This window comes from Marinomonas sp. GJ51-14 (genome assembly GCF_055808695.1).
Genome location: NZ_CM147879.1, coordinates 870,505 through 896,660, shown reverse-complemented (window position 1 = coordinate 896,660; position 26,156 = coordinate 870,505). Strand labels below are relative to the sequence as shown.

The window sequence follows — 26,156 nt, the reverse complement described above, 5'->3', positions numbered from 1 at the left end:
GTTCATCCATAATAATGAACACCTTGTGCACAGTTCGTACTCTTTTTGACCGTTGCTTTTATGGGTGTCGATGATAGAAAGGCGCATGGGTTTACGCTCCTTCGCCCCAGTGATTTTGGAGCTGGATATGCAAGACGAAGATGAAAAACAACAACAAAATCAACAAGACGTTAACGTATCAGAGGACTCGGATTCCACGCAGGAAGGAGGGCTCAAGCAGAGTCATAAAGATCGAATTCAAGATTCGTGGTATCGCTGTGAGCAGTTTGGATTGGATCATGGCAGTCGTCCTGATTTTGCCACCTTACCTAAGGGCACCTTGAACGATTTAGTGGATCAACATCGTAGTTTGTTGGAAACCACCGAGAACGAAGTACTGCCCTACTATGAAAATATTCTTAGTAATTCTGCCTGTATGATTGTCTTAGCTGATCGTCAAGGGCATGTGCTGAATACGTGGGGACAGCCTCGTTTTGGTAGTGCTGCAGAGCATGGTTTGGTTGGCGGTAATCAATGGAGCGAAATGGGCGCAGGCACCAATGCAATTGGTACTGCTTTGATTACCGGGGAGGCCATTCAAGTTGGCCGAGACGAGCATTTTTTAAGAGCCAATCGTTTTATGGTGGGTTCCGCATCGCCTATTTACAATACGAAAAACGATTTAGTAGGTGTGTTAGATATTTCCTCGGACGCTTATTTACCACAAGACCACACCTTCGGAATGGTGAAGCTTATGTCGCTGAGTGTAGAAAATCGTCTGATTTTTTCCGCCTTTCAACAAGAGCATTTTATTCTGAGTTTTAATACTAACGTGGTCAGTTTGGACAGTCATTGGTCGGGTATTTTGGTGCTAGACGAAAACGGCACTATCGTTTCCGCAAACCGTCGAGCTGAAGTGGTTTTAGCACGAGATTTAGCCTTGTTGAATATTAACCAAATATTCGACATTGAAATGCGTGAAATCAAACATCACCCTTCCAGTTTACCGATGAAATTGATCGCTATGGGACGTTACCAGTTTTATGTCAAAGTGATTCCACCAGTACAACAAGTCATGCGCGTGCCTGATTTTCGTCAGCGTGCCGATTATGTGTCGCCTTCACAGTTAAGTGCCTATGCAGCGAGTAACGATAATCAAGCTGAAAGCACAAAAGAAGAGAGTTTTCAGGTGAAAAGTTCGACAACTCAAAGAACGGTTGAAAAAATGGTTGAAGCGGATAAAAAAACACCTCCAAATGTGCCAGATAATGTTATTCCATTGGCTGAATTACAGCATGGCGATGAAAATGTTGAGCGTCTAGTTAACCAAGCTCATAAGATTATGGAGAAAGATATTCCTATTCTGATTCATGGTGAAACCGGTGCAGGAAAAGAAATTTTTGTACGTAGTTTGCATTATCACAGCTCTCGTTCGAAAGAGATGTTGGTGGCAGTAAACTGTGCAGCTATACCTTCTGATTTAGTTGAATCTGAACTTTTTGGTTATGAAAAAGGCGCTTTTACTGGTGCTCAAAATAAAGGTTCCATTGGACTGATTCGCCGTGCCCATCGAGGTACATTATTTCTTGATGAGATTGGTGAAATGCCCATGGCTGTACAATCGCGGTTGTTGCGAGTTTTACAAGAACGTGTTGTTACTCCTTTGGGGTCCACAGAAGTGTATCCTGTTGATATTAAACTTATTTCAGCAACAAACAGGGCGCTTAAAACCGAAATCAAAGAAGGTCGTTTTCGACAAGATTTATATTATCGGATTTCAGGTTTGAACATTAAATTACCTGCTTTGCGGGAACGCACGGATAAGGCTGAATTGATCAAGTACCTGCATAATCGATTACGAAAAGAAGAACCTGGCCCAGAGTTATCGGAAGAAATGATAGATTTATTGGTTACACATCCATGGCCAGGAAACATACGTCAACTTGCTCATGTACTTAAAGTCGGTATGGCTATGGCGGATGAAGAAACACTCGAAGAGTGGCATTTACCGGATGATTTTTTTGATGACTTAGATGCAATGGAAGAACTGTCATCAAACCTCAATGTTGAGCAAGCAGAACCGCTAGAAAAGTTGATTCCTAGATTGTTAAGCGAATTCAAAGGTAATGTGTCACAAACAGCGAAAACCGCTGGAGTGAGTCGAAATACGGTTTATAAATACGCAAAATTGAAAGAAGAAAGTGATTGAACTCTTATGTTTAAAAACACTCTATTTTCATATAAATACTATAAAGCCTAATAATCACATTAGGCTTTCTCAGAGATGTAGTTAATAATGTGTATTCACAACTTTTTGTTATTCAAAAATCTGGAGTTTAGTTGATGTTTAATCGATGCCTTTTAGGATTATTCGCTGTGTTAGTACTAGCGTCATGCAGTACCTATTCTAATAAGGATCATGGTATTCAACAGGAAACCGTTAGCTTACCTTTGCATCGAGGGTGGCATGATGGTGAAGAAGTTTTATACATAACCACGGATGTCTCTGACCGAGTGATAGCCAAGGCAAAAAATGCCAACTACGCGCCACGTTTGCGCGATGCTGTGCCGAAATATCCAAAGCCACCTCAAGTGAAAACCGCTTTAGAGCGTGTTTATGATTTTCCGAATCAAGAACAAGACAAAGGCGTTTTTGCTTCTGTTCCTAAGCCATTAGGACCAGAGAGTCGCGATCGACATTATTCTCCACTTTGGTTGATGTACACAGTGGTTTGGAATGATCCAAGCAAGGTTTATGAATTGACGTCTGAAGAAGCTATTTTTGTGGCGGAAGATCAGGGCTTGGTTACCATCACTCGAACGGATGTTGTGCTCAATTGCCCTGTTATTCCTTTCGCCTTAGAAAGTTAAAGCGCTATAAAACATTAAATCAAATATTCGATACCACTTTTAGCATGTCTAAAAATGCATCAACAGATTCCACCGCGGCCGATTCATGCATTGTATGATAGCCGATGGTCGGGATTTGTATTGTTGTGCCATCCACTAAGCCATTAGACGCAGCGATAATTCGACCGAGCTCGGTACTGCCCAAGGAATTTGGTGGTAAACCTTGTTCGGCACGTTTACTGTTTTCATTTTCTACATAGCGGTTTTTATACAAATAAGGGACTTTTTTGTGTATGCAAAGCTTTTCAAGTAATTCAGTGCTGTCTTGATTAAAGGTGGCGTTAGCGTCTTTTTCACGTAATACCAAATGTTGTTTGTTGGCCGCTTCGATGTTTGGAAATGGACTGGTATCAACAACAAATAAACGATTGGTTGAACCACCGAAACGACGGAACCATTCAAGTAAATAACGCCAGCTTTTACCCGCTTCTTCTTGAGCGGTAAAAAATGCTGTTCCTTTAAATCCAAGACTAAAAAGATGTACTAATGCCGCCGCTGAGATGACGTTATCGAGCTGGCCTTCTAAACGATTGTCTATGATGTTGAGTTGGTCTTTGAACGCAATGGGAGTGCCAGCAACAACACTTTCTAAACCATCAATCTCGAAGATTAAGTTGTTTCTAAATTCACATACGTAAGATTTTTTGATGACGCCTTTTCCGCGATAAACACCAGACCAAGGTTCGTAAGCGTACACTTCTTCATGATTGAAGCGCTCTGTTACCTTGCTCATTAATTCTTCTGATACAGAGTTGTTTAATAAATCCGTGCGATTGGCAGAGACAAATGCGGCGTATTGAAACTCATTTGGTCCAGTGCAAACCAAACCATGGCGATCAATATGAGCTGAAAACATAGTGCTAAAAGGATCACTGCCTTGAGCCACTAATAAGCCTTCATACCAAGTAACTTTTGCCCCACCTTCTTCTAGCTCGCGCTGTAAGATTCGGAAAAAAGAATGTTCCGCACCGACAACGCTAGGTTGGCGAACAAGGAGTTTAAGCAAATCAATAAAATCATCACTAGGCATGCAATAAGAATCCAATAATAGGAAGAATCTAAAGCATGTTTATAAACTGAATATCGCGATTTACATAACATTTTTTTATCAATTCTTAATTTATTCTTTATTGGTTTTTTTGTCCGTTGATTGCTCTGTAGATGACATGCCTTTTAATAGCAATCCAAAGATATCTCCGCCTGTAATAATGCGTTTTTCCTCTCCCCAAATCAGCAGAACATCATGCTCAATATCGCCATCAAAGTTTTTATCTGTAGAGGTATTCAGTTTCATTTTTAACATGGCGTCATTTAATGCAGTGGAACCATCTTTAATGACTACAGGGCGGTGACAATAGCTGTAAGGATCGAAATTGTCTTTTTGATATATGGCGGCACGTGAAAAACCGTCTGCATCCAAAGCAAGCAAGGGCTCGCCTTTAAGGTCAGTTAATATCACCCAACTGTAATTCGTCTTGTTGATTAATGTAAGAAAAGGATCATCAGGTGTTTGAGTTAACTCTGGAATAATTGGTAAGTCTAATTTGATAGGTAAAGGGATGATTGATTTTGGATCAATTACTTCACCTTCTTGAGCTACGTGTATTTCATCAAGTGCAAAGAAATTTAAAGCACCAATACCTTCAACATGATTTAAATCGGCTTCTTCTGCAGTTATATGTTGACGAATAATATTACGAAGTTCTTTCTCTTCAAGATAAGTAATACCTTCTTTACCTAGCCAAGCATCAAGAATAAGTGCTGTTGGCTTAGCCACAGGGTAAAATAAAAATTGATAGAAGCGAATAATAGGAGATAAGAGACTTCCCATTTTTAATGCGTTACGTGAAAAATAAGCTTGGGGTGTTATTTCACCGATTACGGTAATGGCAATAGTAGAAAATAAAAAAGCACCTAGCCCAGTAAGGACAGAATCAGAAAGCATGGTTAATAAAACATTAATACCAACGTTTCCCCATAAAATGGTTGCTAATAAAAAGTTAGAATCATTTCGAAGCTTCAAAACAATTTTTGCTGCTTTATTACCTTTTTTAGCTTCAACATCTAAATGTAGTCTACTGATTGAAAAAAAGGCGAGATTTAACCCAGAAAAAATTGCAGACTGTGAAATGCAAAGAAAAATTGCACACCAAATTATAATTTCTGTTGTCATTTGATTATCCATTTTTTATATTTCTATTTTTTTTCGATAAAAGTTAACGAAGTAATTACTATGATTTTTTTAATTTTATGGTTTTATGTGAATTTTAATCTATAAAGATTGTAGTGTTTATTAAGTATTAATAATAGCATTTGTTTTAGAATAAATTTTTATAAATCAACAAAAATTTTTTATCGTGTATTTTTTATAGATGTTTTAAATCTAGATGTTTGATTAAATTATGGTTTTTAATCATGCTATGGGTGGTGTTTTTTTAGATTTTTTGGAGTTTAAAATTTAGTTTTTGTTATTTTAAAAATGGATTTTTTTATTTAAATATATAAACCAAATAAAAAATCAAGTGATAGTTTTTTATTTTTAATGATGATTCTAAAAAAGAGCGATTTGATCACCTTTTTTTGGCGGTACCTTAAACTGACGACAATCCAGAAAGCTGAGTCGATTATCATTGAGTCCATATTTCCTTCTTGCTAGGTGAAATCGTTGATTAATAATATCAGAGAAAATTCCTTCACCTGTCATACGTTTTCCAAAACGACTGTCATAAAGTTTTCCTCCACGCATGTCCATAATTCTTTTTAATACATGTTCAGCACGATCTGGATAATGCTGTTTCAACCAATCTTCAAATAAAGGGGCCACTTCATGTGGAAGACGCAACATAATATAATTAATAGATTGAGTACCCGATTTTGCAGTAGCCGCAATAATATCTTCTAACTCATGGTCATTAATAAAAGGAATAATAGGTGCAGCGAGAACACTAACTGGAATGCCAGCGTCACGTAGTTTTTGAATAACTTGCAATCGAATTTTTCCCGATACGGTTCTTGGTTCTAAAATACGTTTTAAATGATTGTCTAATGTTGTCACACTAATCGCGACATGAATGAGTTTTTTTTCTGCCATTTTAGTTAATAAATCTATGTCACGAAGAATTAATGTGCTCTTAGTAATGAGTGAAATAGGTTGATGATGAGACAAGGCAATTTGTAATAACTTGCGAGTAATTTTTAGTTCTTTCTCAATTGGTTGGTATGCGTCTGTGTTAATACCAAGCGCGATCGGTTCACAACGATAATTAGGATTAGCCAGCTCTTCTTCAAACAAATAGGCGGCATTGGTCTTCGCGATTAACTTTGTTTCAAAATCTAATCCAGGTGATAAATCTAAATAGGCATGGGCTGGCCGTGCAAAACAATAAATACAACCATGCTCGCAACCTTTGTAAGGATTGATAGATTGTCTGAATGGAATATCAGGTGAATTATTTCGGCTGATGATGGTTTTTGCTCTTTCATAGCGAACTTCAGTTATTGGCGACGAGGTTTCTAATAATGCTACGGTTTCGTCATTTTCATCTACTTCTACTAAGGTGATCGCAAAACGCCCAACGAGATTGTTGGCTGTACCTCGGCCTTTGATTGGCTGGTGAAAGGGGTTTTTATTGTTCGGAGTAGACATAAATAAGCGACCTTTTACTGTATATATGTACAGTATATTGATTGTTTACAATTCATAATGCAAGGCTTATTAAGTTTGCTTTACTGCTAATATAAGAGTCTTAAAAAATGACAATTACAAGGGTAAGTCTTTATGTCGGAATACTTTGCTACAGTGGAATGGAAACGTCACTCTCAAGATTTTTTGAGCCGAGAATACAGTCGAGCACACGAATGGAAATTCGAAGGTGGCGTAGTGATTCCAGCTTCATCTTCACCGCATATTGTCCCTGTTCCCATGTCGATTGCAGACAATGTTGACCCAGAAGAAGCCTTTGTTGCGTCCATATCAAGTTGTCATATGTTATTTTTTCTCGATTTTGCATCACGTAGAAAATTGATTGTAGATCAATACACAGATAAGGCTGTCGGCACCTTGACCATTGGTTCGAATGGAAAAATGATGATGACGGAAGTGGTATTAAAACCGGATGTGACTTTTGTTGGAGAAAGACCGAGTGCTCAGGTTTTACAAGAGTTGCACCATCAATCCCATGAAGCTTGCTTTATTGCCAATTCAATACTGACTGATGTTCGAGTTGATGATGCTTTTTGTGTCTAGTGGCTCATGACAATGTAGTGAGAGTTATAAGGCCACGTTACGTCTTTGTCTCATTAGGAAGACAAAGGCGATGCCACCCGCCAAGCCAGTTAAAATACCGATTGGCATGTCTTCTGGTGGAATAATGACTCTGGCAATGATGTCGGCGAAGACCAAAAATAATGCGCCGAATAACGCCGACAAAGGTAGGATTTTTCGGTAATCCCCGCCAACCAATAAACGCACAATGTGTGGCACCATCAAACCGACAAAGCCAATCACGCCCGAGAATGCGACTGCGGCTCCAGTTAATAAGGCACACACCACAATCACGATAAGACGAAAGCGCTGCACTGGTACGCCTAAGGTACTGGCGGATTCATCACCTAATATCATGGCATTCAGATACCTTGCTTTGTAAATAAGGTAGCTTGCACCCAATAATAAAGTCAAAAACGGAAACCAGAGTTGTCCCCATTGTGCGAGACCTAATCCGCCTAGCATCCAGAAAATCACTGTGTGCGATGCTCGATGATCGCCCATGAAGATAAACAAATTTCCCAATGCCGTTAGCACAAACGCCACCGCAACACCGGCAAGAATCAATCTACCTGCGCTGTGTGCCATGGAGAAGTTTGCTACGCCTAATACAAGACACATTGCAAAGAGTGCTCCAAGGAAGGCAAATACAGGCACAGTCACCACACCTAAAATCATGCCGGTATGTAACAAGGCAATAATGGCGCCCAATGCGGCACCAGACGAAATCCCCAACAGATGAGGATCAGCCAACGGATTTCGAGTCACTGACTGTAACGCGGCCCCGACAACGGCGAGAGTGGCACCCACAATCGCCGCTAAGATCACTCTAGGCATACGAACTGACCAGACAATGTTTTCTCGCCCCATAGACCAAGTTGGTAAACTATTGGTAAAGGACAGTTTATTACCAATAATGCCCCAAATCGTTGATTGCGAAATCGATACTGAACCAACGCCAATGGCGATGCCCATTAAAATAATGAGTAAAAGGCTCAATGCTAATAATAGAAATCGTAAAGGTATTTTAGCGATGTACATGGTTTTCTGTTTGGGTGCGTTCATTATTCTGTTCTAAAGGCCTTAGCTAAGCGTTTGATCGCTTCAATATTACGCGGACCGGGTGTTGCTTCAACGTATTCTAAAACGACAAAGCGATTATTTTTAACCGCTGGAATATCACTGAACGCAGAGTTGCTGCGTAAGAAATCTATTTTTTGCTGCGCAGTTACTTCGCCATAATTCACGATGACGATCACTTCAGGTGCGCGATCAATGACAGATTCCCAACCAATTTGAATCCAGCTTTTTCGTACATCATCGACGATGTTTTTGCCGCCAGCCGCTTCAATTAAAGCGGTTGGCATGGCATGTCGTCCTGCGGTAAATGGTTGTTCTTCGCCTGAGTCGTAGACAAATACACTGACGGGTTGAGCTAGTGGCGCTAGGTTTTCTTGGAAGGCGTCGAGTTCTTTTTTATAGCCATCGACTAAGTTATTTGCACGTTCTTCGACATTAAAAATACGACCTAAATTTAATAAATCGTTGTACATGTCGTTCAAAGACACTTTTGGTTTGTCCATGATATGAATGCAGCTTTCGGTCAGTTCATACACCTTAATACCTAACGGTGCCAATGTATCAGGCGTCACGCCACCGCCGACTCGCATGCCATAGTTCCAACCAGCAAAATAGAAGTCAGCGTCTGCACCAAGTAAGACTTCTTTAGTTGGGTATTTGGGAGAGAGCTCAGGCAGTTCACCAATGTCTTTGCGTAACTCTGCGTCTAAGGTTTTCCAGCCAGATACACCTGTAAACCCCACCATGTGATTTTGAAGGCGCAATGCCAGCATCATTTCGGTTAAGTTTGAATCGTTTGGAATCGCTGCTTTCGGTGCTTGATTAAAGGTTACCGTACGATCACAACTTTTTACTTGAACTGGGTAATGAGACTCAGCGGCTTGTAATGCATTTGTTTGTAATACACAGAACATCAAACCTGTGATGACAAAATAAGCAGGTTTGATGTGTTGGCGAGTTGAAAGAGTCATAAGCTAATCCTGCTTTTTATCGAGCTGTTTTGCATTTAAGTGCTTTTTGTTTAGCTGCTTATTGTTTAAGTAAAAGGAAAATCGTGGTCGTTGTGTGATTGGGTGTTCATCAATGACGGTTTCCACATCAAATACTTGTCGTATTTGTTCCTGAGTAAATACGCTTTGGGGTGTGGAATAATCTTGCATCTGACCTTCTTTCATCACCAAAACGCGATCCGCGTAAGCCGACGCAAGAGACAGGTCATGCAAAGACACAATAATAGTACAAGGAAGCGTTACGAGTAGTTCCAGCACTTCGAGCTGATGGCGAATGTCCAAATGATTGGTTGGTTCGTCTAGAATCAGAATGTCTGGGTTTTGTACTAAAGCACGGGCAATCATAACGCGCTGGCGTTCGCCGCCAGACAATGAGCTAAATGAGCGATCCACAAGGTGAGATACATCTAACAAGGCTAAGACGTCATTGATAATATCAACGTCTTCGTTTGTACGTTTCCAATTGGTCGACTTTGGCGTTAGACCGATCTCGATCATCTCAAAAACACTCAAACCAAACTCAGCGCCAGTGTCTTGTAAAACGGTTGCGATACGTTGCGCGCATTGGCGAGCAGAAAGCGCCCAGATGTCTTTTCCATCCATTAAAACTTGGCCAGCAGTGGGTTTGTTTACACGATAAAGGCAACGCAATAAGCTGGTTTTTCCTGAACCATTCGGACCCACGACAGCAACAAACTCTCCGGCATTAACCGATAAGCTAATGGGTGCGAGTAAGGGTTTGTCTTTGTAAGGGGACCAAGACACATTATCTAGTATCAAAGCGGCGGGTTGGCAACCTGAAAAACAGGAAGGCAACGCATCATTTTGCTGTGAATGCGGATTGGAATGGGTATTGTCAATCAAGGGTAATCGGATTCCATAAGTTCAATAATGTTATAATATAACATTAAAGGGTGTAAAGACAAACACAGTTTCAACACCGCAGACTATACGTAGCTGGCTTTACATGAACAAGCGACGAAATCGTGAGAATTTTCATCTTTACATGCAGTGATTAAATGAAGAGGCTTAGCAAGGGGATGAATGAAGGTAAGAGTATGGATATTCAGTGTGGATTTTAATAAGGAAGTTAAAGTAAAAGCGACAAGATGTCGCTTTTACTTTTAGAAGAGAATACTCTTTTGAAAAAGTGTTAACGCTGAGAGATTGGAATAAACCAATCTTGTGATTCGATGGTTTTAATCCAACGCTGCACATTTGGGAAGTCACTTAATTGATAAGCGCCGCCTTCTTCTGCCACATGGGTGTAAGCGAACAAACAAATATCTGCCAATGTTATTGCCTCACCAATTAAGAAAGTTTGGTTTTGCAATGTGTTGTCCATTAACTTTAATGCCGCGTTACCTTGCTGAATACGGTCAGGAAGCATCTGCTCTTTTAGCGCGTTCATGGCATTGTGTGTTAACCAAAAACGTACGGAAGCAATGCTTGGTTCGTGACTGTATTGTTCCCAAAATAACCATTTATACACAGCGGCCTTTGCTATTAGGTCTGTTGGTAATAATGGCGATCCATGTTGCTCCGCAAGATATAACAGAATAGCGTTACTCTCGCTCAATACTTCACCATTATCTAATTCTAAAACAGGAATTTTTCCATTAGGGCTAAGCGTCAAAAACGCCTCAGTTCGTGTCTCGCCTTTGGTAATGTCGTATTCTTTTAGTGTCACTTTAAGCCCTAAACAGGCACATAATAAACGGATTTTATAACCGTTCCCTGAAGGTAAAAAGTCGTGTAAAACCATAAAGCATTCCTACATCGTATGGTGTTGATTAATAAGCGCTAAGTTGATTCCTTATCTTCTATTAATAAAGAGACGGAGAAAAGCAAATTTAATTGATAGCAGGTGTAACGTAATTTGATGGATAGAGGGAATTATTAAGAAAGACCTTCTTCCCAGCTGGTTGTTTTTTTAGATTACTTTTAGTCGATCCATGCTTGTACCTGAATGTTGATCGTTATAGCACCCAAAAAAATAGTTGGTGAGTATTTGATATTGCTTCTAATCCTCTGTGATCCTATAAAACCGTTTAACGTTTTGAGTTACTTTACCCCAATGGGAGGCTTTGACTCTGGCTTGGTGCTTTTCAAGGGCGGCCTTATCAATAAATTCTTCATAGACATCAAATCGATATGGTTTTTCTAGGTTTTTGGTTACTGTAAATGTAATGCAGCCCCTTTCTTGCCGAGTCAGTGCTATATGGTTTGGTAGCTCAAGATTGATCGTGTCTGCATCTTCTTTAGGTACTTCAATATAACCACTCAATGTTACTTTCGACATAATGGATTACTCCTTGATGGTTTTAAGGGCGACTTTCAGTGTACAGACAACCAATAAAAAAATACGAATATAGCAGAGATAAATACGCGATATCTGTCCGAATTCTATAAATCATGGTGGTGTGGTAAATCATATAAATGTGTAAAATGCTCAACTATTATCGCTATAATTGTTTGCGCAACGACTTATGAGACCTTATGAAATTAGATAATCCATTACTACTCGATAACCAATTATGTTTTGCTTTGTACTCTACATCTCTTGCTATGACGCAGTTGTATAAAGAGCCTTTGTCAGAAATTGGGCTAACGTATCCGCAATATACAATCATGCTAATTTTGTGGGAACAAGATGGCGTTAGCTTGAAGCACATTGGTGAAGCTCTTGGACAAAAGTCGGGAGCATTAACTCCAGTTATCAAGCGAATGGAAGCCGATGGTTTGGTTAAGCGACTACGTGGTGTAGAAGACGATCGAAGTTTAAGTATTGCTCTGACTGAAAAAGGTCAAAAGCTGAGAGAAAAAGGGTTGATTGTAAATCGCTGCGTAATTGAAGCTTGTGGAATGGATTTAGATGAGATTCAGGCTTTACAGAAGCAACTGGTCGCTTTAAAAAAGAAACTAATAAAATAATTATTGCGCGATAATGTTTATTGCAATAACATAAATTCAACAGCTCAGAACAACTGAGCTTTTATTTAGTAATATTATTATCGCGATAACTATATTGCTAAATGTTTATTCACAAAAAACATCTAATTTAAGGGTATCAATCATGCAAGCAATTTACAGTGCAACAGCAACATCTACTGGTGGCCGTGATGGTCGTTCTACTTCTTCTGACAACAAATTGGACATTTCTTTAAGTACGCCAAAAGAATTAGGTGGTGCTGGTGGCGAAGGTACAAATCCAGAACAGCTTTTCGCCGCGGGTTATTCTGCTTGTTTTATTGGTGCATTAAAGTTGGTGGCTTCACAGAAAAAAATCCACATACCTGCTGACGTAAATGTTACGGCGACAATTGGTATTGGCCCAAATACTAAAGGTGAAGGTTTTACTATAAGTGCAGAGTTGGAAGTTAATATTCCTGGTGTTGAGAAAGACGTAGTAGAGGAATTAGCTGAAGCCGCGCATCAGGTTTGCCCTTATTCAAATGCAACTCGTGGCAACATTGATGTTACAATTTCAGTGAAGTAATAGAAATGAGAAAACCTTCGAGTATAGAAATCATACCGAAGGTTTTTTGTGTTTAAAATATAGAACATTTGATTGTTTTTAATTAACGTAAAAGTGTTTTTAAGGTAGAGCTTGATGTTGGCATTAGAGCCATTTTTAGCTCAAAAGGTTGAAAGACTTTGTTGATGGTTTCTGGTGTGTAGTTACCCTTGTCGTTTTCAATTTCGGATAAGGTTTTACGAGAAACACCAGTGAGTTCTGTATAAGCTTCTTGTTTTAACCCTAGAACACTTACACGTAACTCACGTAATGCAGCGCCTTGGGTAATCTCATCTAATATCAAACTCTTAATTATTTTATTAATGGCGACACGCTGCTGTGCTTTCGTCATTGGTGTTAAGCTTTTTGATGCACGTGTTCGAACTGTTTGAGTATCCGTGGTGTTGGTAATTGGCTGCGTTGTATTTGAAACAGGTGGTTCCGCAATAGATGGTGCGGTCGAAGTAGTCGTTATCTCTTTTGCTGTCGTTGGCTCCTTTACTTTGGATGGCTTTTCTACCTTTTCTGCAGGTGTTGGCAATGGTGCAAGGTTGGCCTGTTTTTTTCTTTTGATTGTTTCTTTGCTTCCAGTTTAGCTCGTTTTTTCTTTTTTAAATCGGCTTTCTTCGATTTAGTCTTGTGCTTTTTCATGGGTTGAGCACTGTCTAATTGATCCTTCATTTTCATTTTATATCATCTCCAATTACTGAAATGGTGTGTATATAAAATGAGCATACATGGCTAATATGACAGATAAGTAACAATAGATGATGAAAGGGTATTTAAGTAAGGCAGTGATTAAATTTCATAAATTCTAAGCGCATTGCCTCCAAGAACAGCGTCGCTAGATTGTTTCTTTTCATACAGGTAAAGCTCAACGAGTTTGAACCATTTCTCATAAGAGCTAGCAAGTAAGCAGACAGGCCAATCACTCCCCCAAAGAACCCGTTGATCACCAAATACTTCGAAGAGTGTGTCGATATAGGGGTATAAGTCTTTTGCTTGCCAATTATCTTTGGCTTCCGTTACCAAGCCAGATAGTTTACAGCTTACTTGCTGGTGCTCGCGAAAGGTGGATATATCAGAGTGCCACTGTGCGAACTCTTGATCTTTTATATTGGGTTTGGCGGCATGGTTTATCACAATGCTTAAGTTTGGGTTTTGTTTGATGACTTGTTTCAGGTTTTTTAAATGTTTGGGCATAACTAGAGCGTCGAATACAAGGCCAGTTTTACTCATCGTCTGTAACGCTTTTGCGACATTCGGTCTTAGCATCCAGTCTATATCTTCAATGTCTTGAATCATGGGACGCAAGCCAACAAGTTTTGGGTGTGTCGCCAAGTTTATGATACGTTTTGAAGCCTCTAAATTATCAAAATCCACCCAGCCGACGACGCCTTTTATGCTGTCATTTTGTTCGCTCAGTTGTAGTAAGAAATCTGTTTCTGCATCGGTTGGTGCCGCCTGTACTAGCACTGTACCATCGATTTTATGTTGTTTTAGTAAAGGGGCTAAATCGTTTGGTTCAAAGTTTTTGTACAGCTTTGTTAATTCTGGAGTAAGCCAGCCGTAGTCATTTCGCTGTAGTCGCCAGAAATGTTGATGAGCATCAATTCGCATGATTAATGACGCCTTTTTTGATGATGATATTGGCATAAGGGCGAATGTCTGAAGTTTGAATAATGACAAAGGCTTTTTTCGCACGTTCATAAAACTCAAAACGTTCCAATCCTATAGGTGAAGAGCTAAAGGCTGTTTTTTTCTGAATGATCTGAGCGAAATCTTGGACAGTCGGGGGTGTTATATCTGGATTGTCGACAACTTCCATTGTAATAAAAGGGTTGTCTACAAAAGTGTCAATTGGCAGTAAAGTTAAAATAGCAATGAGTGCTTCTGAGCTGTCTACGCCACTTAATCGAATACATTCTTGCCCATGACTAGTAGCTGGGAAGTTTGCATCTGTGATGAGTAATTCATCACCGTGCCCCATTGCTCTCATAGCATAAAGTAGTTCTGGAGTGATCAGGCTGGGTATGTTGTAAAGCATTTTGTATCCCTCTTATTTTTATTGGGTATGGACGTGTTTTACGGTCTGTCTATTTTTAAATGTGATGTACTAGGGTTTGAAATACTCGGAATGAGATTCCTCTAAAGGTAGAATTCGCGGAATCAATTGACCAATGTGAGATTTCATTGCTTCTCGTGCTGCATCGACATCTTGGTTTTTAATCGCCGCTAAAATAGCTCTGTGTTCTTTGACTGTTTCTTTTGGTCGTCCTTCGTCTGGTAATACCAGCATACGAGCTCTCGTTAAATGCAAAGAAACACTTTCTAGCACCTGAGGCACACCATTAAACCCAGTAAAATTCATTAACATGGTGTGAAATTCTTCATCGGCTTCATAAAACCCTACAAAGTCTTTATCTTCAATTAACAATTCCTGCATACGAATGTTTCGAGTCAAGGCAGCTAACTGTTTTGGTGTTCGCTCTAGCGTAACTTTTTCTACCGCCGCAATTTCTAATGCCTGTCTTAAGAAGCTAGCTTCACGGATTTCATCCATTGAGAAACAAGATACTTTAGTAGCAGATTGAGGAATGATATCCACCAATCCTTCTGCAGAAAGACGAGCTAAAGCTTCTGCCACTGGTGATCTCGATACACCGAGCTGTTCACAAATAGCGCCTTTTCGAATCACTGTGCCGGGTGGATATTGCATCGACAATATAGCTTCTCGTAATGACTGATAAACGCGTTGAGACAGTGAGCCGCTCAAGTTCTCAACTTTATTAAGCGATGACGCTGCCATAATTTTCTTTCCTTTATACTAACATGTTAGTTGACGACTGATTATGTTGGTGCTAGTTTAAATATACAACAACAATAATTAAATGTGAATTTAGAACAGGGGATAACCCATGATCATTGGGTCCATACAAACCATTCGTTTACATAATAACGATAATGTCGTTATTGCTTTAAGTGATCTTGCCGAAGGCAGTAAACTGAATGATTTCGACGTCACACTGCTTAACTATGTACCTAGAGGCCATAAAGTTGCTATTCAGCAAATTGCCAAAGGGGACAATATCATTCGTTATGGTCAGATCATCGGTCAGGCCACTCAATCTATTGCTATTGGTGAACATGTACATGTGAAAAACATGGGCATGGGTGAGCATCTTCAAGATTATGCTTTTTCTCAACAAAGTACGCCACTTACACCAGCATTAACTCTTCGTACTTTTAACGGTTACCACCGCGCTAATGGCAAAGTGGGAACGCGTAACTATCTCGGTATTTTGACATCGGTAAATTGCGCTGGCTCTGTTGCTCGATTCATTGAAGAAGCAGCTAACAAAGTCGATTTTCTGAAAAACTACCCAAATATTGATGGCATTGTTCCTATTGTTCATAGCACAGGTTGTGGTATGTCCGGTGAAGGCGAAGGCTATCAAACTCTACATCGTACACTGACAGGTTATGCCCAGAATCCTAATTTTGGCGGCATCTTATTAGTGGGGTTGGGTTGCGAAGTATTGCAAGTATCTAGCCTGGTCGAGGGGAAAGAGCCTAGTGCAGCCTTTCGTTATATGACAATTCAATCTGAAGGCGGTACACGTAAAACCATAGAAAAAGGTTTGCAAGAACTCCACCTTTTGGCTGATGAGGCGAATAAAGCTAAACGTTCACCTGCTCCTGTCTCAGAGATTATGGTTGGTATGCAATGTGGCGGGTCAGATGGATATTCTGGTATTACGGCTAATCCAGCACTGGGTTATGCCTCAGATCTACTTGTTCAACATGGCGGTACAACCATTCTTTCCGAAACATCTGAAATCTATGGCGCTGAACACTTATTAACCCGACGTGCTGTTTCTAAGGATGTGGGAGAAAAACTTATTCGCCGTATCCATTGGTGGGAAGATTACTGTGCTCGTAATGGCGGTGAAATGGATAACAATCCAAGCCCAGGTAATAAAACAGGCGGCTTAACTACCATTCTTGAGAAATCATTAGGTGCTGTTGCTAAAAGTGGTAGTGCGCCATTGACGGATGTGTACTTATTTGCAGAACCAATTAATAAGAAAGGTTTTGTATTCATGGATAGTCCTGGCTTTGACCCTTGCTCTGTAACAGGGCAAGTGGCATCTGGTGCCAACATGATTATTTTTACCACCGGTCGAGGTTCTGTTTCAGGCTATAAACCCACACCTTGTATAAAGTTGGCGACAAATACAGAAATGTATAGCCGACTTCAAGAGGACATGGATTTGAACTGTGGTGATATCGTTTCGAGCGGTGTGTCTATCGAAGAAAAAGGTCATGAGTTGTTTGAATTAATTATTCGAATTGCTTCAGGCGAAGAAACAAAAAGTGAAGCGTTAGGTTTTGGTGGGGCAGAATTCGTGCCTTGGCAAATCGGCGCTGTCATGTAGTTGTTACCTATTAAAACGGAGAAATGATTGTGAGACTTAAAGGCAAAACAATATTAATAACAGCCGCGGGTCAAGGTATGGGTCGTGCAAGTGCTGAAGCGTGCATGAATGAAGGTGCAAATGTTATCGCTACCGACATTAATGAAGCGGCATTGAAGTCCTTGAAAAAAGATTGCCCAAGTATCCAGACACACGTACTAGATGTAATGGATGCGAAAGCAATTAAATCATTTGCTGAACAGATGCCTAACCTTGACGGTTTATTTAACTGTGCAGGTGTTGTTCATAACGGTACAGTGCTAGACATCAGTGATGAAGACTGGGAATTCAGTGTAAATTTGAACGTCACATCAATGATGCGTATGTGCCGAGTATTTCTTCCAGGCATGATAGAACAAGCCAAAATTACAGGTACTGCTTCTGTATTAAATATGGCTTCAATGGCGTCTTCTATTAAAGGCTTTCCAATGCGAACGGCCTACGGAGCAACAAAAGCAGCGGTAATTGGTTTGTCAAAAGGTATTGCTGCTGATTTCGTAACACAAGGTATACGTTGTAATACGATTTGTCCTGGTACGGTTGATACGCCTTCTTTGCGTGGACGAATTAATTCGGCACCAGATCCAGTACAGGCTCAGAAAAATTTCATTGCTCGCCAGCCAATGGGGCGTCTTGCAGAAGTAAGCGATATTACTCCTATGATTGTTTATCTATTATCGGATGAAAGCGCGTTTGTAACTGGGCAGTCTTTATTAGTCGATGGTGGCGTGACTATTTAGGTCTATTTTTATTAGATGCTAAACCGAGTCAATCTACTATTTGTTACGGAGTGAAGATGATGCCGTTATTGGTTGAAATGCGTGGAATAGAAAAACGATTTCCCGGTGTTTATTGTCTTAAAGGTGTGGATTTCGACCTGTATAAAGGTGAAGTACATGCACTGATGGGAGAGAACGGTGCCGGAAAGTCGACTTTAATGAAGATACTGTCTGGCGTTTATCAAAAAGACGGTGGCACAGTTAAAGTGGATGACATCGCGACTTCATTTGATGGCCCTAAAGCGGCTCAAAAGGCAGGGATTGGCATTATCCATCAAGAACTTAGTTTGATGAATGATCTGACTGTTGCTCAGAATGTATTTATTGGTCGTGAGCCTCGTTCATTATTTGGTGTCATTGACGAAAAAGCTTTGAATAATCAAGCTGAAGACATCTTCAAAAAAATGAACTTTGATCTTAATCCAACGACTGAGATTGGGTCTCTGACCGTGGCAAAACAGCAAATGGTTGAAATTGCCAAAGCACTTTCATACCAATCACGAGTGCTGATTATGGATGAGCCAACAGCCGCATTAAATGATGCTGAAATTGCTGAGTTGTTTGTCATTATTCGTCGCTTAAAGTCAGAAGGTGTTGGCATTATTTACATCAGCCACAAAATGGACGAGATCAAGAAGATTGCGGACCGAGTGACTGTAATGCGTGATGGCGAGTACATAGGTACTGTTGAAGCTGAAAATACACCATTGACTAAAATCATTTCCATGATGGTAGGCCGAGAAGTCAAAGACGAGCACGTCAATATTCCAGACTTGTCAGATGCTCAAACCTTGCTAGAAGTTAGAAATTTGAATCGTGGCAAAGAAATAAAAGATGTAAATTTTTCTTTGAAGAAAGGCGAAATACTTGGCTTCGCAGGTTTGATGGGAGCAGGGCGAACGGAAGTAGCACGAGCTATTTTTGGCGCTGATCCTATCGATTCTGGTGAGATATTAGTGAACGGTAAAACATGTCAAATTGCATCACCTAATGATGCGGTAGCGGCAGGTATTGGTTATTTATCAGAAGACCGTAAGCACTTTGGGCTGGCGTTAGGTATGGATGTTAGAGCAAACGTCGCCATGGCAACTTTGAGCAAATTTACCAATTCTTTTGGTGTGTTGAATGAGCCTGAAATGGAAGATGTTGCTAATGATTACATCCAGAAACTGGGTATTCGAACACCATCAGATAAGCAGGAAGTTGGCTTTCTTTCCGGCGGTAATCAGCAAAAAGTGGTTATCGCCAAATGGTTATTAAGAGATTGCGATATTTTGATTTTTGATGAGCCAACCCGTGGGATTGATGTGGGTGCTAAAGCAGAAATCTATAAATTACTCGAGTCATTAGCGGAGCAAGGTAGAGCCATCATAGTGATCTCTTCTGAGTTACCTGAAGTGATGCGTTTGAGTCATCGAATCGCAGTTATGTGCCAAGGCAAATTAACCGGTATTTTGCCTGGTGGAAAAGATACAACACAAGAACAAATTATGGCATTAGCCACTCAATAACGGCTAACAGGAGATAAAAATAATGACAACCGAAGGCCAAGCAACGTCCCCAACGTTAATCAGAAAACTGATAAACATAACAGCCCATCAGCGGTTATTAGCATTTACCAGTTTGATCGTTTTACTGGCGGTTTTTTCTGTCGCCTCCCCTAACTTTATGCAAACGTCGAATATGTTAGCCATTTTACAGGCGACCTCTGTTAATGGCGTGCTAGCAGTGGCAGCCACTCTGGTTATTATCTCCGGTGGTATTGATCTATCTGTTGGTACCTTAATGACCTTTACCGCGGTGATTGCAGGAGTGTTATTAACCAATATGAACCTGCCTTTACCTGTCGGTGTACTTGGTGCTGTGTTGGCTGGTGCATTTTGCGGTTTTTGTTCAGGCTCCTTTGTTGCCAAAATGAAAATTCCACCATTTATCGCAACCTTAGGCATGATGCTGATATTAAAAGGTTTGTCTTTAGTCGTTAGTGGCGCACGTCCTATTTATTTTAACAATACGGAAGGTTATGACGCTATTTCACGAGGCTCGTTAATTGGTGAGGTATTACCTTTCCTACCGATCCCAAATGGCGTACTGATTCTATTCGTCGTCGCAGGTGTGGCTAGCTATGTTTTAAGTAAAACAGTGCTAGGTCGTTACTGCTTTGGTATTGGCTCCAATGAAGAAGCAGTACGTTTATCCGGCGTAAATACGGATCGTTGGAAAATTGCTATTTACTCTGTGGCTGGTGGCATCTGTGGTATTGCTGGCATTTTGATTTCGTCACGTTTGAATTCAGCTCAGCCAGCTCTTGGTTTGGGTTATGAGTTGGAGGCCATTGCTGCTGTTGTTATTGGTGGTACGTCTTTATCTGGTGGTCGAGGAACCATTATAGGGACTCTTATTGGAGCTCTTATTATGGCAGTACTAACCAACGGCTTACGGGTTTTGTCTGTGGCACAAGAATGGCAGACAGTTATTACTGGCATCATCATTATTTTGGCTGTGTATGCGGACATGGTTCGTCGCCAGAAATCAAAGTAATGCAAAAGAATTAAGTTTAATAAAAGAATGGTGGCATTCCGCCACGTTAGAAAGTGAACCTCAAAAATAAAAAGTAAATGGAGGAACAGATATGTTTTCACGTCGTATGCTAATCGGTTTAATCAGCGCTGCATCTATTATGGCTACATCGTCTCTTGTAAAAGCGGATGACCAACTATATATCCCATTGGTTTCAAAGGGTTTTCAGCATCAATTTTGGCAAGCTGTTAAGCAAGGTGCAGACCAGGCTGCTGAAGAGTTTGATGTTCGAGTGACTTTTGAAGGGCCGGATACAGAGGCGCAAGTGGATCGTCAAATAGATATGCTTGCCGCAGCATTAGCGAACAAGCCTGCAGCCATTGGTTTTGCTGCATTGGATAGCCAAGCCGCTATTCCATTGCTACGTAAAGCTCAAAAAGCTGGCATTCCAGTTGTGGCGTTTGATAGTGGTGTAGCGAGTAATATTCCTGTCACAACGGCAACAACAGATAACATTGCTGCTTCTGCTTTGGCTGCAGATAAAATGGCTGCTTTGATTGGTGGTAAAGGTCAAGTGGCAGTTGTTGCTCACAGCCAAACAGGAACAACTGGCATGGATCGCCGCGATGGTTTTCTTAATCGTATGAAACAAGCCTACCCAAATATAGACGTTGTAACCGTTCAATATGGTGATGGCGATCAGCTTAAGTCGACTGAAGTAGCACGCGCTATTCTGACTTCTTATCCAAAATTAGCAGGTATGTTTGGTACTAACGAAGGTTCTGCTGTTGGTGTTGTAAATGCAGCGCGAGAATCAAATGCCAAAGACCTCGTTATTATCGGTTTCGACTCTGGTCGAGCTCAAGTTGATGCCATTCGTAGTGGTTTGATGGCAGGTGCTATTACTCAGAATCCAGTGGGTATCGGTTATGAAACAGTAAAAGCAGCTGTATTAACGCTTCAGGGAAAATCTGTACCAAAAATTATTGATACTGGTTTCTACTATTACACAGCTGAAAACGTTGACGATCCAAAAATCGCTGCGGTTCTTTACGATTAATTGTTATCAAGAAATGACCTGTTAATACAGGTCATTTTCTTTTTTATAAGAGGAATTAATAATGAAATTAGTACGTTTCGGCCCATTAGGACAAGAGAAACCAGGCTTGCTTGATAATGACGGACGCGTTCGTGATTTATCATCCATCATTCCGGATCTTGCTGATGAACATTTAAGTGCGGCGACTATGGCGCATTTACAATCTATTGATATCAATTCATTACCATTAGTTGAAGGGACACCTCAAGAAGATTTACGTCTAGGCGCTTGTGTAACCAATGTGGGTAAATTCATTTGTATTGGCCTTAACTATGCTGACCATGCAGCAGAGTCTGGAATGCCTGTACCTGCAGAGCCTGTTATTTTCGGTAAATGGACCTCAGCAATGGTGGGGCCGAATGATGATGTAAAAATTCCAAAAGGCTCAGAAAAAACAGATTGGGAAGTGGAGTTAGGTGTTGTTATTGGTGAAGGTGGTAGTGACATCTCCGAAGCGGATGCAATGAAACACGTTGCTGGTTTTTGTGTCATCAATGATGTCTCAGAACGCGCTTTTCAACTAGAAGGCACGGGAACCTGGGACAAGGGTAAGGGGTGCGATACGTTTGGTCCAACAGGCCCTTGGTTAGTGACGCCTGATGAAGTGGGTGATTTCAATGATCTTGGCATTTGGTTAGAAGTAGATGGTAAGCGTTACCAGAATGGTTCTACATCCACTATGGTTTTTAAAGTCCCACATTTAATTGCTTACTGTAGTCGTTTTATGAGCCTGCAACCAGGTGACATTATTTCAACGGGTACACCACCAGGCGTTGGCCTAGGTTTCAACCCTCCTATTTATTTGAAAGGTGGTGAGGAAATGAAATTGGGCATTGATAAGCTTGGTGTGCAATGTCAAAAAGTGGTTAAGGCTTAATTGAATAAAAGCCATATTGGTATCTGTATTTAGATGTGACTAACCCAACCTCTTTTGAACCTATGTGATTAAGAGGTTGTGACTTAGAGAGTGGATAATGAAAACAAGAATAATAAACAGCAGTGGTTCCATCATCACGGAACTGGGTTTTGGTAGTGCTGGGGCAGGTAATTTATTCCGCCCAGTGTCTTATGATGAGATTACGAAAGCCATCAATAAAGCTCACTCTCTTGGTATTCAGTATTTTGATACCGCTCCTCATTATGGTGCTGGCCTTGCTGAACGTCGCCTTGGTGTGGCTTTAGATGAAATGCCACGCGCCGATATTTTCTTATCGACCAAAGTCGGTCGAGTGTTGCATGCCGATAAAAATAGCGTAAAAAAAGACGCCGATTGCTATGTAGAAGCCAGTCCTTTTGATCGTGAATACGATTACTCCTATGACGGTATTATGCGTTCATTTGAAGATTCTTTGCAGCGTTTAGGTGTGAGTCAGGTAGACATGCTTTTGATGCACGATATCGGTGAGTTAACCCATAAAGAAAAGCATCAAGCCTATTTACAGCAAGCGATTGATGGTGGTTTTAAAGCCATGACCGAGCTACGTGAACAAGGTGCTGTGCGCAATATCGGCTTAGGCGTTAACGAATGGCAAATTTGTGATCAAGTAATGGAGCATGCTCCATTTGACTGTTTCATGGTGGCAAATTGTTTCACTCTTTTAAACAATGATATTACTGATTATTTCACCGATAAATGCTCTAAAAACCAAGTGTCTTTGATCGCTGCTGCGCCTTTTAATTCGGGTATATTGGCAAAAGGCTCCAAGGGGTTAGGACATTATTTTTATGGTGAGGCGCCACAAGACATTGTGAAAAAAGTGATTGCCATAGAAGCTGTTTGTGAACAGTTTAATGTCTCACTTCAGGCCGCTGCCATTCAATACGCACTTCGTTATGACTGCGTTAAATCTATTCTAATTGGCATGACGAATGAAAGCCGAGTGGCACAAAATATCGCTTGGTATGAAGAAGACATTCCTGAGTCATTCTGGTTGTCATTAGAAGGTGTGATCTCATCTCGTTAACCTTTTAAAAAAGAGTGATCAATGAAATAAAAAAGTGTCTTTGGGCACTTTTTTTATTTCCAGTTTGAGTCAAAAAACAGAGACAGTTAAATCGGCCAGTTTGAGAAGTTTTTTACCTTATCTAAGAGCATTTCTTTAGCCTGCTCAAATCCGTCTGGCAACGTGTTGTTTTTATGATAGACAAGGTAAAGAGGATAAGTGAATTCCGCGGCATCATTCACTTTTATCAATGACCCATTTTGAAGGTATTGAGCTACGACGCGAGTGCGGAAGTAGCCATTTCCACCATTCGCCAAGAGATATTTCAACGCCATGGGGCCGAGTGAAAACTGCATGGCAGACTTGCGGTTAAAAGGCACACAGCGATCAAATTGTAATGTGAACTCCTCTCCCCAATCTATAAATAAATCTGGTGTTGGTTGTTTTATTGATGCCACATGAATGAGCTTTTCTTCGGCAATTTGTTCAACAATTAAATTAGATAAGTAGCGCGGACTATGAACAATAATGGCATCCATTTCTTGTTTCTGAAGAGACTCATAAAGCATGTCAGTGGTTGTTACCGAGCTATGAATAATCCAGTGGGACATTTCTGCATTAATCGCCAAGAGCCAGTCGATTAATATTGGATTCCAAAGACTGATCTCACCACCAATTCTGAGCGTGTTTTGTATCTGATAGTCTGAATTACCACACACTTGTTTTGCTTGTTCCCAAGCTTCGATCATTTTCTGAGCTGGTTTGACAAAAGCTTCTCCGTCTTTTGTGAGCTTTGCTCCCGCTCTATTACGAATAAATAAAGTGCAATTTAAAGCGGATTCTAGAGCTTTTACTCTTGCTGTAATCGTAGTCTGAGTGACATGTAAATGCTCAGAAGCTCGTGCAAAGGTACCGGAATGAATAATCTCTAAAAAGGTTTTTGCCTGCTCAATATCCATTTTGACTTGCTTTAAATGCAACAATATTGCATTTAATCCTCATTTTAATTCGTTATACATGAGGCTATTTTAATCATTAAAATGGCGCCATTACTAGGTAAATGTTCAGCGAAATAAGCTTGTGACATTGTTACTGTTGTTTTAAATGCGTGTTATTTTAGTAAGGCTTATTTGTTTTTATGTTCATTTCCCTATGTCGTAGTGTTGCCCGGTTTATTGGTATTGAAACGAACAAAACTTCTCACTTCGAACGTTTTCTGTCTGGTACAACGGCTTGTGTGGCTTTGGTCGGTGTGTTTTATCTTTCAAATCTATTTTTATCGCTACCCGATTCGCTATTAGTGGTTTCTTCTATTGGAGCCAGTGCTGTTTTACTTTTTGCCGTGCCCCATGGTGCTTTGTCACAGCCTTGGCCTTTTGCTGTTGGGCACCTTATTTCTGCGTTTATTGGTATTAGCTTTTATCAGGAATTTGGCTCGTCTTTTATCTCTGGAGCGATGGCTGTTGGTGCATCGATTATCGTGATGCACTACCTCGGATGTTTACATCCACCAGGAGGATCAACCGCATTGTCTTGTGTCGTTGGCGGAAGCAGCATACATACTATGGGTTATGAATTTTTATTGTATCCATTACTGATTAATTTACTGGTGATGTTGGCGTTAGCTTTTATTCTTAATAATGGATTTCACTGGCGACGTTATCCATTATTTTTGAACTCGACAGTTCGCAATGAAACTAATGAAAAACACCTGTTCGAGATTGACGATCTCTATCATGTGCTAGAAGAAGAGAATGTTTTTATTGATGCGAGTGCAGAAGAGCTTATGCACATATATAACGTGGCAAGAGACAGTGCGAAAACCCGACACAAAAAGCTTGTGTCACGACTGCCTAAATAAAACTTGTGATCTTATTTTAAGATATCTTATCGAACCACTCTTCACTGTTCGGCCCAACCATACATTCGCCATTCACTCGCATGGAAAGTCGTTTTTTACAACGGGACATAATGTCTACAAATCCTTCTTGTGGCAGGCTGCGAACGGATTCTACTAATTTTTCCAAATGCGGTTCGAATTGAGGCATCAGAGTATAGTAGACCCATTTTCCTCGTTTTTCTTGCGTTAGCAGCTTGGCTTTGTAGAGTGTTTTTAAGTTTCTTGACGCGCTGTATTGTGTGTCTCCAGTTACATCCATTGCTTCAGCAATAGTAATACGCTGATTGACTTGGATGAGTAACCAAAGCAGGCGGAGTCGATTAGGTTCTGCGAGCGCTTTAAGCGCATCTATATAATGTTCGTTCATTCATGCCTTTTTCGCTTTATTAAACTGATGATCATTATAACGACTCCAATTAGAAAAACGATACTAGAATGTGCCGCATGAAATATCAGTGTTGTACCACTTGCTCCAGAGAAAAGTGCTATCCAAAAGAAAGGACAGAAGAGACCGAGTAATGCAATGTTACGGCCTGTCCGAGTTTGTCCTGACAAGCTTTTTCCGTGAATGAACATAGAAATTATGTTGGCGATATGACTGTAAGCACACCATTTTTTTAATTCCATCACTCTTGTTTTGAACATGAACTTTATCCTAACACCTAAATGATATATGC

General features: G+C 40.4%; 27 protein-coding genes and 1 pseudogene. 13 read left to right on the top strand and 15 right to left on the bottom strand.

From position 1 onward, the window contains the following. The first annotated feature begins 127 nt into the window (after positions 1-127). Entirely contained in the window at positions 128-2,188 is a 2,061-nt protein-coding gene (locus AC0L3Y_RS04425) for a sigma-54-dependent Fis family transcriptional regulator (RefSeq protein WP_473469262.1), read from the top strand. A 134-nt stretch (positions 2,189-2,322) separates the two neighbouring features. After that, complete coding sequence (locus tag AC0L3Y_RS04420; RefSeq protein WP_473469259.1) at positions 2,323-2,850, top strand: DUF7482 domain-containing protein; 528 nt, start codon at positions 2,323-2,325, stop codon at positions 2,848-2,850. A gap of 19 nt (positions 2,851-2,869) precedes the next feature. On the opposite strand, the gene AC0L3Y_RS04415 is transcribed toward AC0L3Y_RS04420, so the two are convergent. From AC0L3Y_RS04415 to AC0L3Y_RS04405, 3 genes are all read right to left on the bottom strand, one after another. Further along, positions 2,870-3,919 (bottom strand): peptidase M42, encoded by a 1,050-nt coding sequence (locus AC0L3Y_RS04415; RefSeq protein ID WP_473469256.1) that lies wholly within the window; start codon positions 3,917-3,919, stop codon positions 2,870-2,872. Between the two features lie 90 nt (positions 3,920-4,009). Next, the gene (locus tag AC0L3Y_RS04410; RefSeq protein ID WP_473469254.1) at positions 4,010-5,062 is read right to left on the bottom strand and encodes a DUF21 domain-containing protein; all 1,053 of its coding nucleotides are present in this window, start codon (positions 5,060-5,062) and stop codon (positions 4,010-4,012) included. 378 nt (positions 5,063-5,440) lie between these two features. Continuing rightward, positions 5,441-6,535: a PA0069 family radical SAM protein gene (locus AC0L3Y_RS04405; protein ID WP_473469251.1), complete on the bottom strand. Its 1,095-nt coding sequence runs from the start codon at positions 6,533-6,535 to the stop codon at positions 5,441-5,443. Positions 6,536-6,667: 132 nt separating this feature from the next. Here AC0L3Y_RS04405 and AC0L3Y_RS04400 point away from each other — a divergent pair, with 132 nt between their 5' ends. Next, positions 6,668-7,135 carry an OsmC family protein gene (locus AC0L3Y_RS04400; protein WP_473469249.1) on the top strand — a complete coding sequence of 156 codons (468 nt, stop codon included), beginning with the start codon at positions 6,668-6,670 and terminating at the stop codon, positions 7,133-7,135. 24 nt (positions 7,136-7,159) lie between these two features. Here the strand turns inward: AC0L3Y_RS04400 and AC0L3Y_RS04395 are convergent, their stop codons facing one another. The 5 genes and pseudogenes from AC0L3Y_RS04395 to AC0L3Y_RS04375 form a co-directional block, all read right to left on the bottom strand. Next, complete coding sequence (locus AC0L3Y_RS04395; RefSeq protein WP_473469246.1) at positions 7,160-8,218, bottom strand: FecCD family ABC transporter permease; 1,059 nt, start codon at positions 8,216-8,218, stop codon at positions 7,160-7,162. Beyond that, positions 8,218-9,204, bottom strand: coding sequence for an ABC transporter substrate-binding protein (locus tag AC0L3Y_RS04390; RefSeq protein WP_473469244.1), 987 nt, complete (start codon positions 9,202-9,204; stop codon positions 8,218-8,220). Before AC0L3Y_RS04390 ends, AC0L3Y_RS04395 begins: the two co-directional genes overlap by 1 nt. Before the next feature lie 3 nt (positions 9,205-9,207). Further along, positions 9,208-9,978, bottom strand: a pseudogene (locus AC0L3Y_RS04385) (ABC transporter ATP-binding protein); the annotation flags it as partial. 418 nt (positions 9,979-10,396) lie between these two features. Beyond that, positions 10,397-11,008, bottom strand: coding sequence for a glutathione S-transferase family protein (locus tag AC0L3Y_RS04380; RefSeq protein ID WP_473469242.1), 612 nt, complete (start codon positions 11,006-11,008; stop codon positions 10,397-10,399). A 258-nt stretch (positions 11,009-11,266) separates the two neighbouring features. Then, complete coding sequence (locus tag AC0L3Y_RS04375) at positions 11,267-11,545, bottom strand: putative quinol monooxygenase (RefSeq protein WP_473469239.1); 279 nt, start codon at positions 11,543-11,545, stop codon at positions 11,267-11,269. 197 nt (positions 11,546-11,742) lie between these two features. Here AC0L3Y_RS04375 and AC0L3Y_RS04370 point away from each other — a divergent pair, with 197 nt between their 5' ends. Together AC0L3Y_RS04370 and AC0L3Y_RS04365 are read left to right on the top strand one after the other, a co-directional pair. After that, positions 11,743-12,177, top strand: a complete 435-nt coding sequence (locus AC0L3Y_RS04370; protein ID WP_473469237.1) for a MarR family winged helix-turn-helix transcriptional regulator — start codon at positions 11,743-11,745, stop codon at positions 12,175-12,177. Positions 12,178-12,319: 142 nt separating this feature from the next. Next, positions 12,320-12,742: an organic hydroperoxide resistance protein gene (locus AC0L3Y_RS04365; protein ID WP_473469235.1), complete on the top strand. Its 423-nt coding sequence runs from the start codon at positions 12,320-12,322 to the stop codon at positions 12,740-12,742. 82 nt (positions 12,743-12,824) lie between these two features. Here the strand turns inward: AC0L3Y_RS04365 and AC0L3Y_RS04360 are convergent, their stop codons facing one another. The 4 genes from AC0L3Y_RS04360 to AC0L3Y_RS04345 form a co-directional block, all read right to left on the bottom strand. Next, the gene (locus AC0L3Y_RS04360; protein WP_473469232.1) at positions 12,825-13,301 is read right to left on the bottom strand and encodes a helix-turn-helix transcriptional regulator; all 477 of its coding nucleotides are present in this window, start codon (positions 13,299-13,301) and stop codon (positions 12,825-12,827) included. Between the two features lie 257 nt (positions 13,302-13,558). Then, entirely contained in the window at positions 13,559-14,380 is an 822-nt protein-coding gene (locus AC0L3Y_RS04355; RefSeq protein WP_473469230.1) for an amidohydrolase family protein, read from the bottom strand. Further along, entirely contained in the window at positions 14,370-14,807 is a 438-nt protein-coding gene (locus AC0L3Y_RS04350; RefSeq protein WP_473469227.1) for an RbsD/FucU family protein, read from the bottom strand. The genes AC0L3Y_RS04355 and AC0L3Y_RS04350 overlap by 11 nt, the downstream gene beginning before the upstream one ends. A gap of 69 nt (positions 14,808-14,876) precedes the next feature. Beyond that, on the bottom strand, positions 14,877-15,569 hold the full coding sequence (locus AC0L3Y_RS04345) for a GntR family transcriptional regulator (protein WP_473469225.1): 693 nt from the start codon (positions 15,567-15,569) through the stop codon (positions 14,877-14,879). Between the two features lie 109 nt (positions 15,570-15,678). On the opposite strand from AC0L3Y_RS04345, the gene AC0L3Y_RS04340 reads away from it, so the two are divergent. The 7 genes from AC0L3Y_RS04340 to AC0L3Y_RS04310 all read left to right on the top strand — a co-directional run bounded on the left by AC0L3Y_RS04340 (position 15,679) and on the right by AC0L3Y_RS04310 (position 23,600). Further along, positions 15,679-17,199 carry a UxaA family hydrolase gene (locus AC0L3Y_RS04340; protein WP_473469223.1) on the top strand — a complete coding sequence of 507 codons (1,521 nt, stop codon included), beginning with the start codon at positions 15,679-15,681 and terminating at the stop codon, positions 17,197-17,199. Between the two features lie 29 nt (positions 17,200-17,228). After that, on the top strand, positions 17,229-17,978 hold the full coding sequence (locus AC0L3Y_RS04335; RefSeq protein ID WP_473469221.1) for an SDR family oxidoreductase: 750 nt from the start codon (positions 17,229-17,231) through the stop codon (positions 17,976-17,978). A gap of 56 nt (positions 17,979-18,034) precedes the next feature. Then, positions 18,035-19,528: a sugar ABC transporter ATP-binding protein gene (locus tag AC0L3Y_RS04330; protein WP_473469218.1), complete on the top strand. Its 1,494-nt coding sequence runs from the start codon at positions 18,035-18,037 to the stop codon at positions 19,526-19,528. A 22-nt stretch (positions 19,529-19,550) separates the two neighbouring features. Further along, positions 19,551-20,558, top strand: coding sequence for an ABC transporter permease (locus tag AC0L3Y_RS04325; protein WP_473469216.1), 1,008 nt, complete (start codon positions 19,551-19,553; stop codon positions 20,556-20,558). A gap of 91 nt (positions 20,559-20,649) precedes the next feature. After that, positions 20,650-21,597, top strand: a complete 948-nt coding sequence (locus AC0L3Y_RS04320; protein ID WP_473469214.1) for a substrate-binding domain-containing protein — start codon at positions 20,650-20,652, stop codon at positions 21,595-21,597. A gap of 61 nt (positions 21,598-21,658) precedes the next feature. Then, positions 21,659-22,513 carry a fumarylacetoacetate hydrolase family protein gene (locus tag AC0L3Y_RS04315; RefSeq protein WP_473469212.1) on the top strand — a complete coding sequence of 285 codons (855 nt, stop codon included), beginning with the start codon at positions 21,659-21,661 and terminating at the stop codon, positions 22,511-22,513. A gap of 97 nt (positions 22,514-22,610) precedes the next feature. Next, a complete protein-coding gene (locus AC0L3Y_RS04310) occupies positions 22,611-23,600 on the top strand; it encodes an aldo/keto reductase (protein ID WP_473469209.1) in 990 nt (329 codons plus the stop codon). Between the two features lie 86 nt (positions 23,601-23,686). On the opposite strand, the gene AC0L3Y_RS04305 is transcribed toward AC0L3Y_RS04310, so the two are convergent. Continuing rightward, on the bottom strand, positions 23,687-24,538 hold the full coding sequence (locus AC0L3Y_RS04305) for a LysR family transcriptional regulator (protein ID WP_473469207.1): 852 nt from the start codon (positions 24,536-24,538) through the stop codon (positions 23,687-23,689). A gap of 179 nt (positions 24,539-24,717) precedes the next feature. On the opposite strand from AC0L3Y_RS04305, the gene AC0L3Y_RS04300 reads away from it, so the two are divergent. Further along, on the top strand, positions 24,718-25,440 hold the full coding sequence (locus AC0L3Y_RS04300) for an HPP family protein (protein WP_473469205.1): 723 nt from the start codon (positions 24,718-24,720) through the stop codon (positions 25,438-25,440). Between the two features lie 16 nt (positions 25,441-25,456). Here AC0L3Y_RS04300 and AC0L3Y_RS04295 read toward each other — a convergent pair whose 3' ends face one another. Both AC0L3Y_RS04295 and AC0L3Y_RS04290 read right to left on the bottom strand, forming a co-directional pair. Continuing rightward, on the bottom strand, positions 25,457-25,846 hold the full coding sequence (locus tag AC0L3Y_RS04295; protein WP_473469203.1) for an ArsR/SmtB family transcription factor: 390 nt from the start codon (positions 25,844-25,846) through the stop codon (positions 25,457-25,459). Next, a complete protein-coding gene (locus tag AC0L3Y_RS04290) occupies positions 25,843-26,124 on the bottom strand; it encodes a hypothetical protein (RefSeq protein ID WP_473469200.1) in 282 nt (93 codons plus the stop codon). The genes AC0L3Y_RS04295 and AC0L3Y_RS04290 overlap by 4 nt, the downstream gene beginning before the upstream one ends. Between the last annotated feature and the right edge of the window lie 32 nt (positions 26,125-26,156).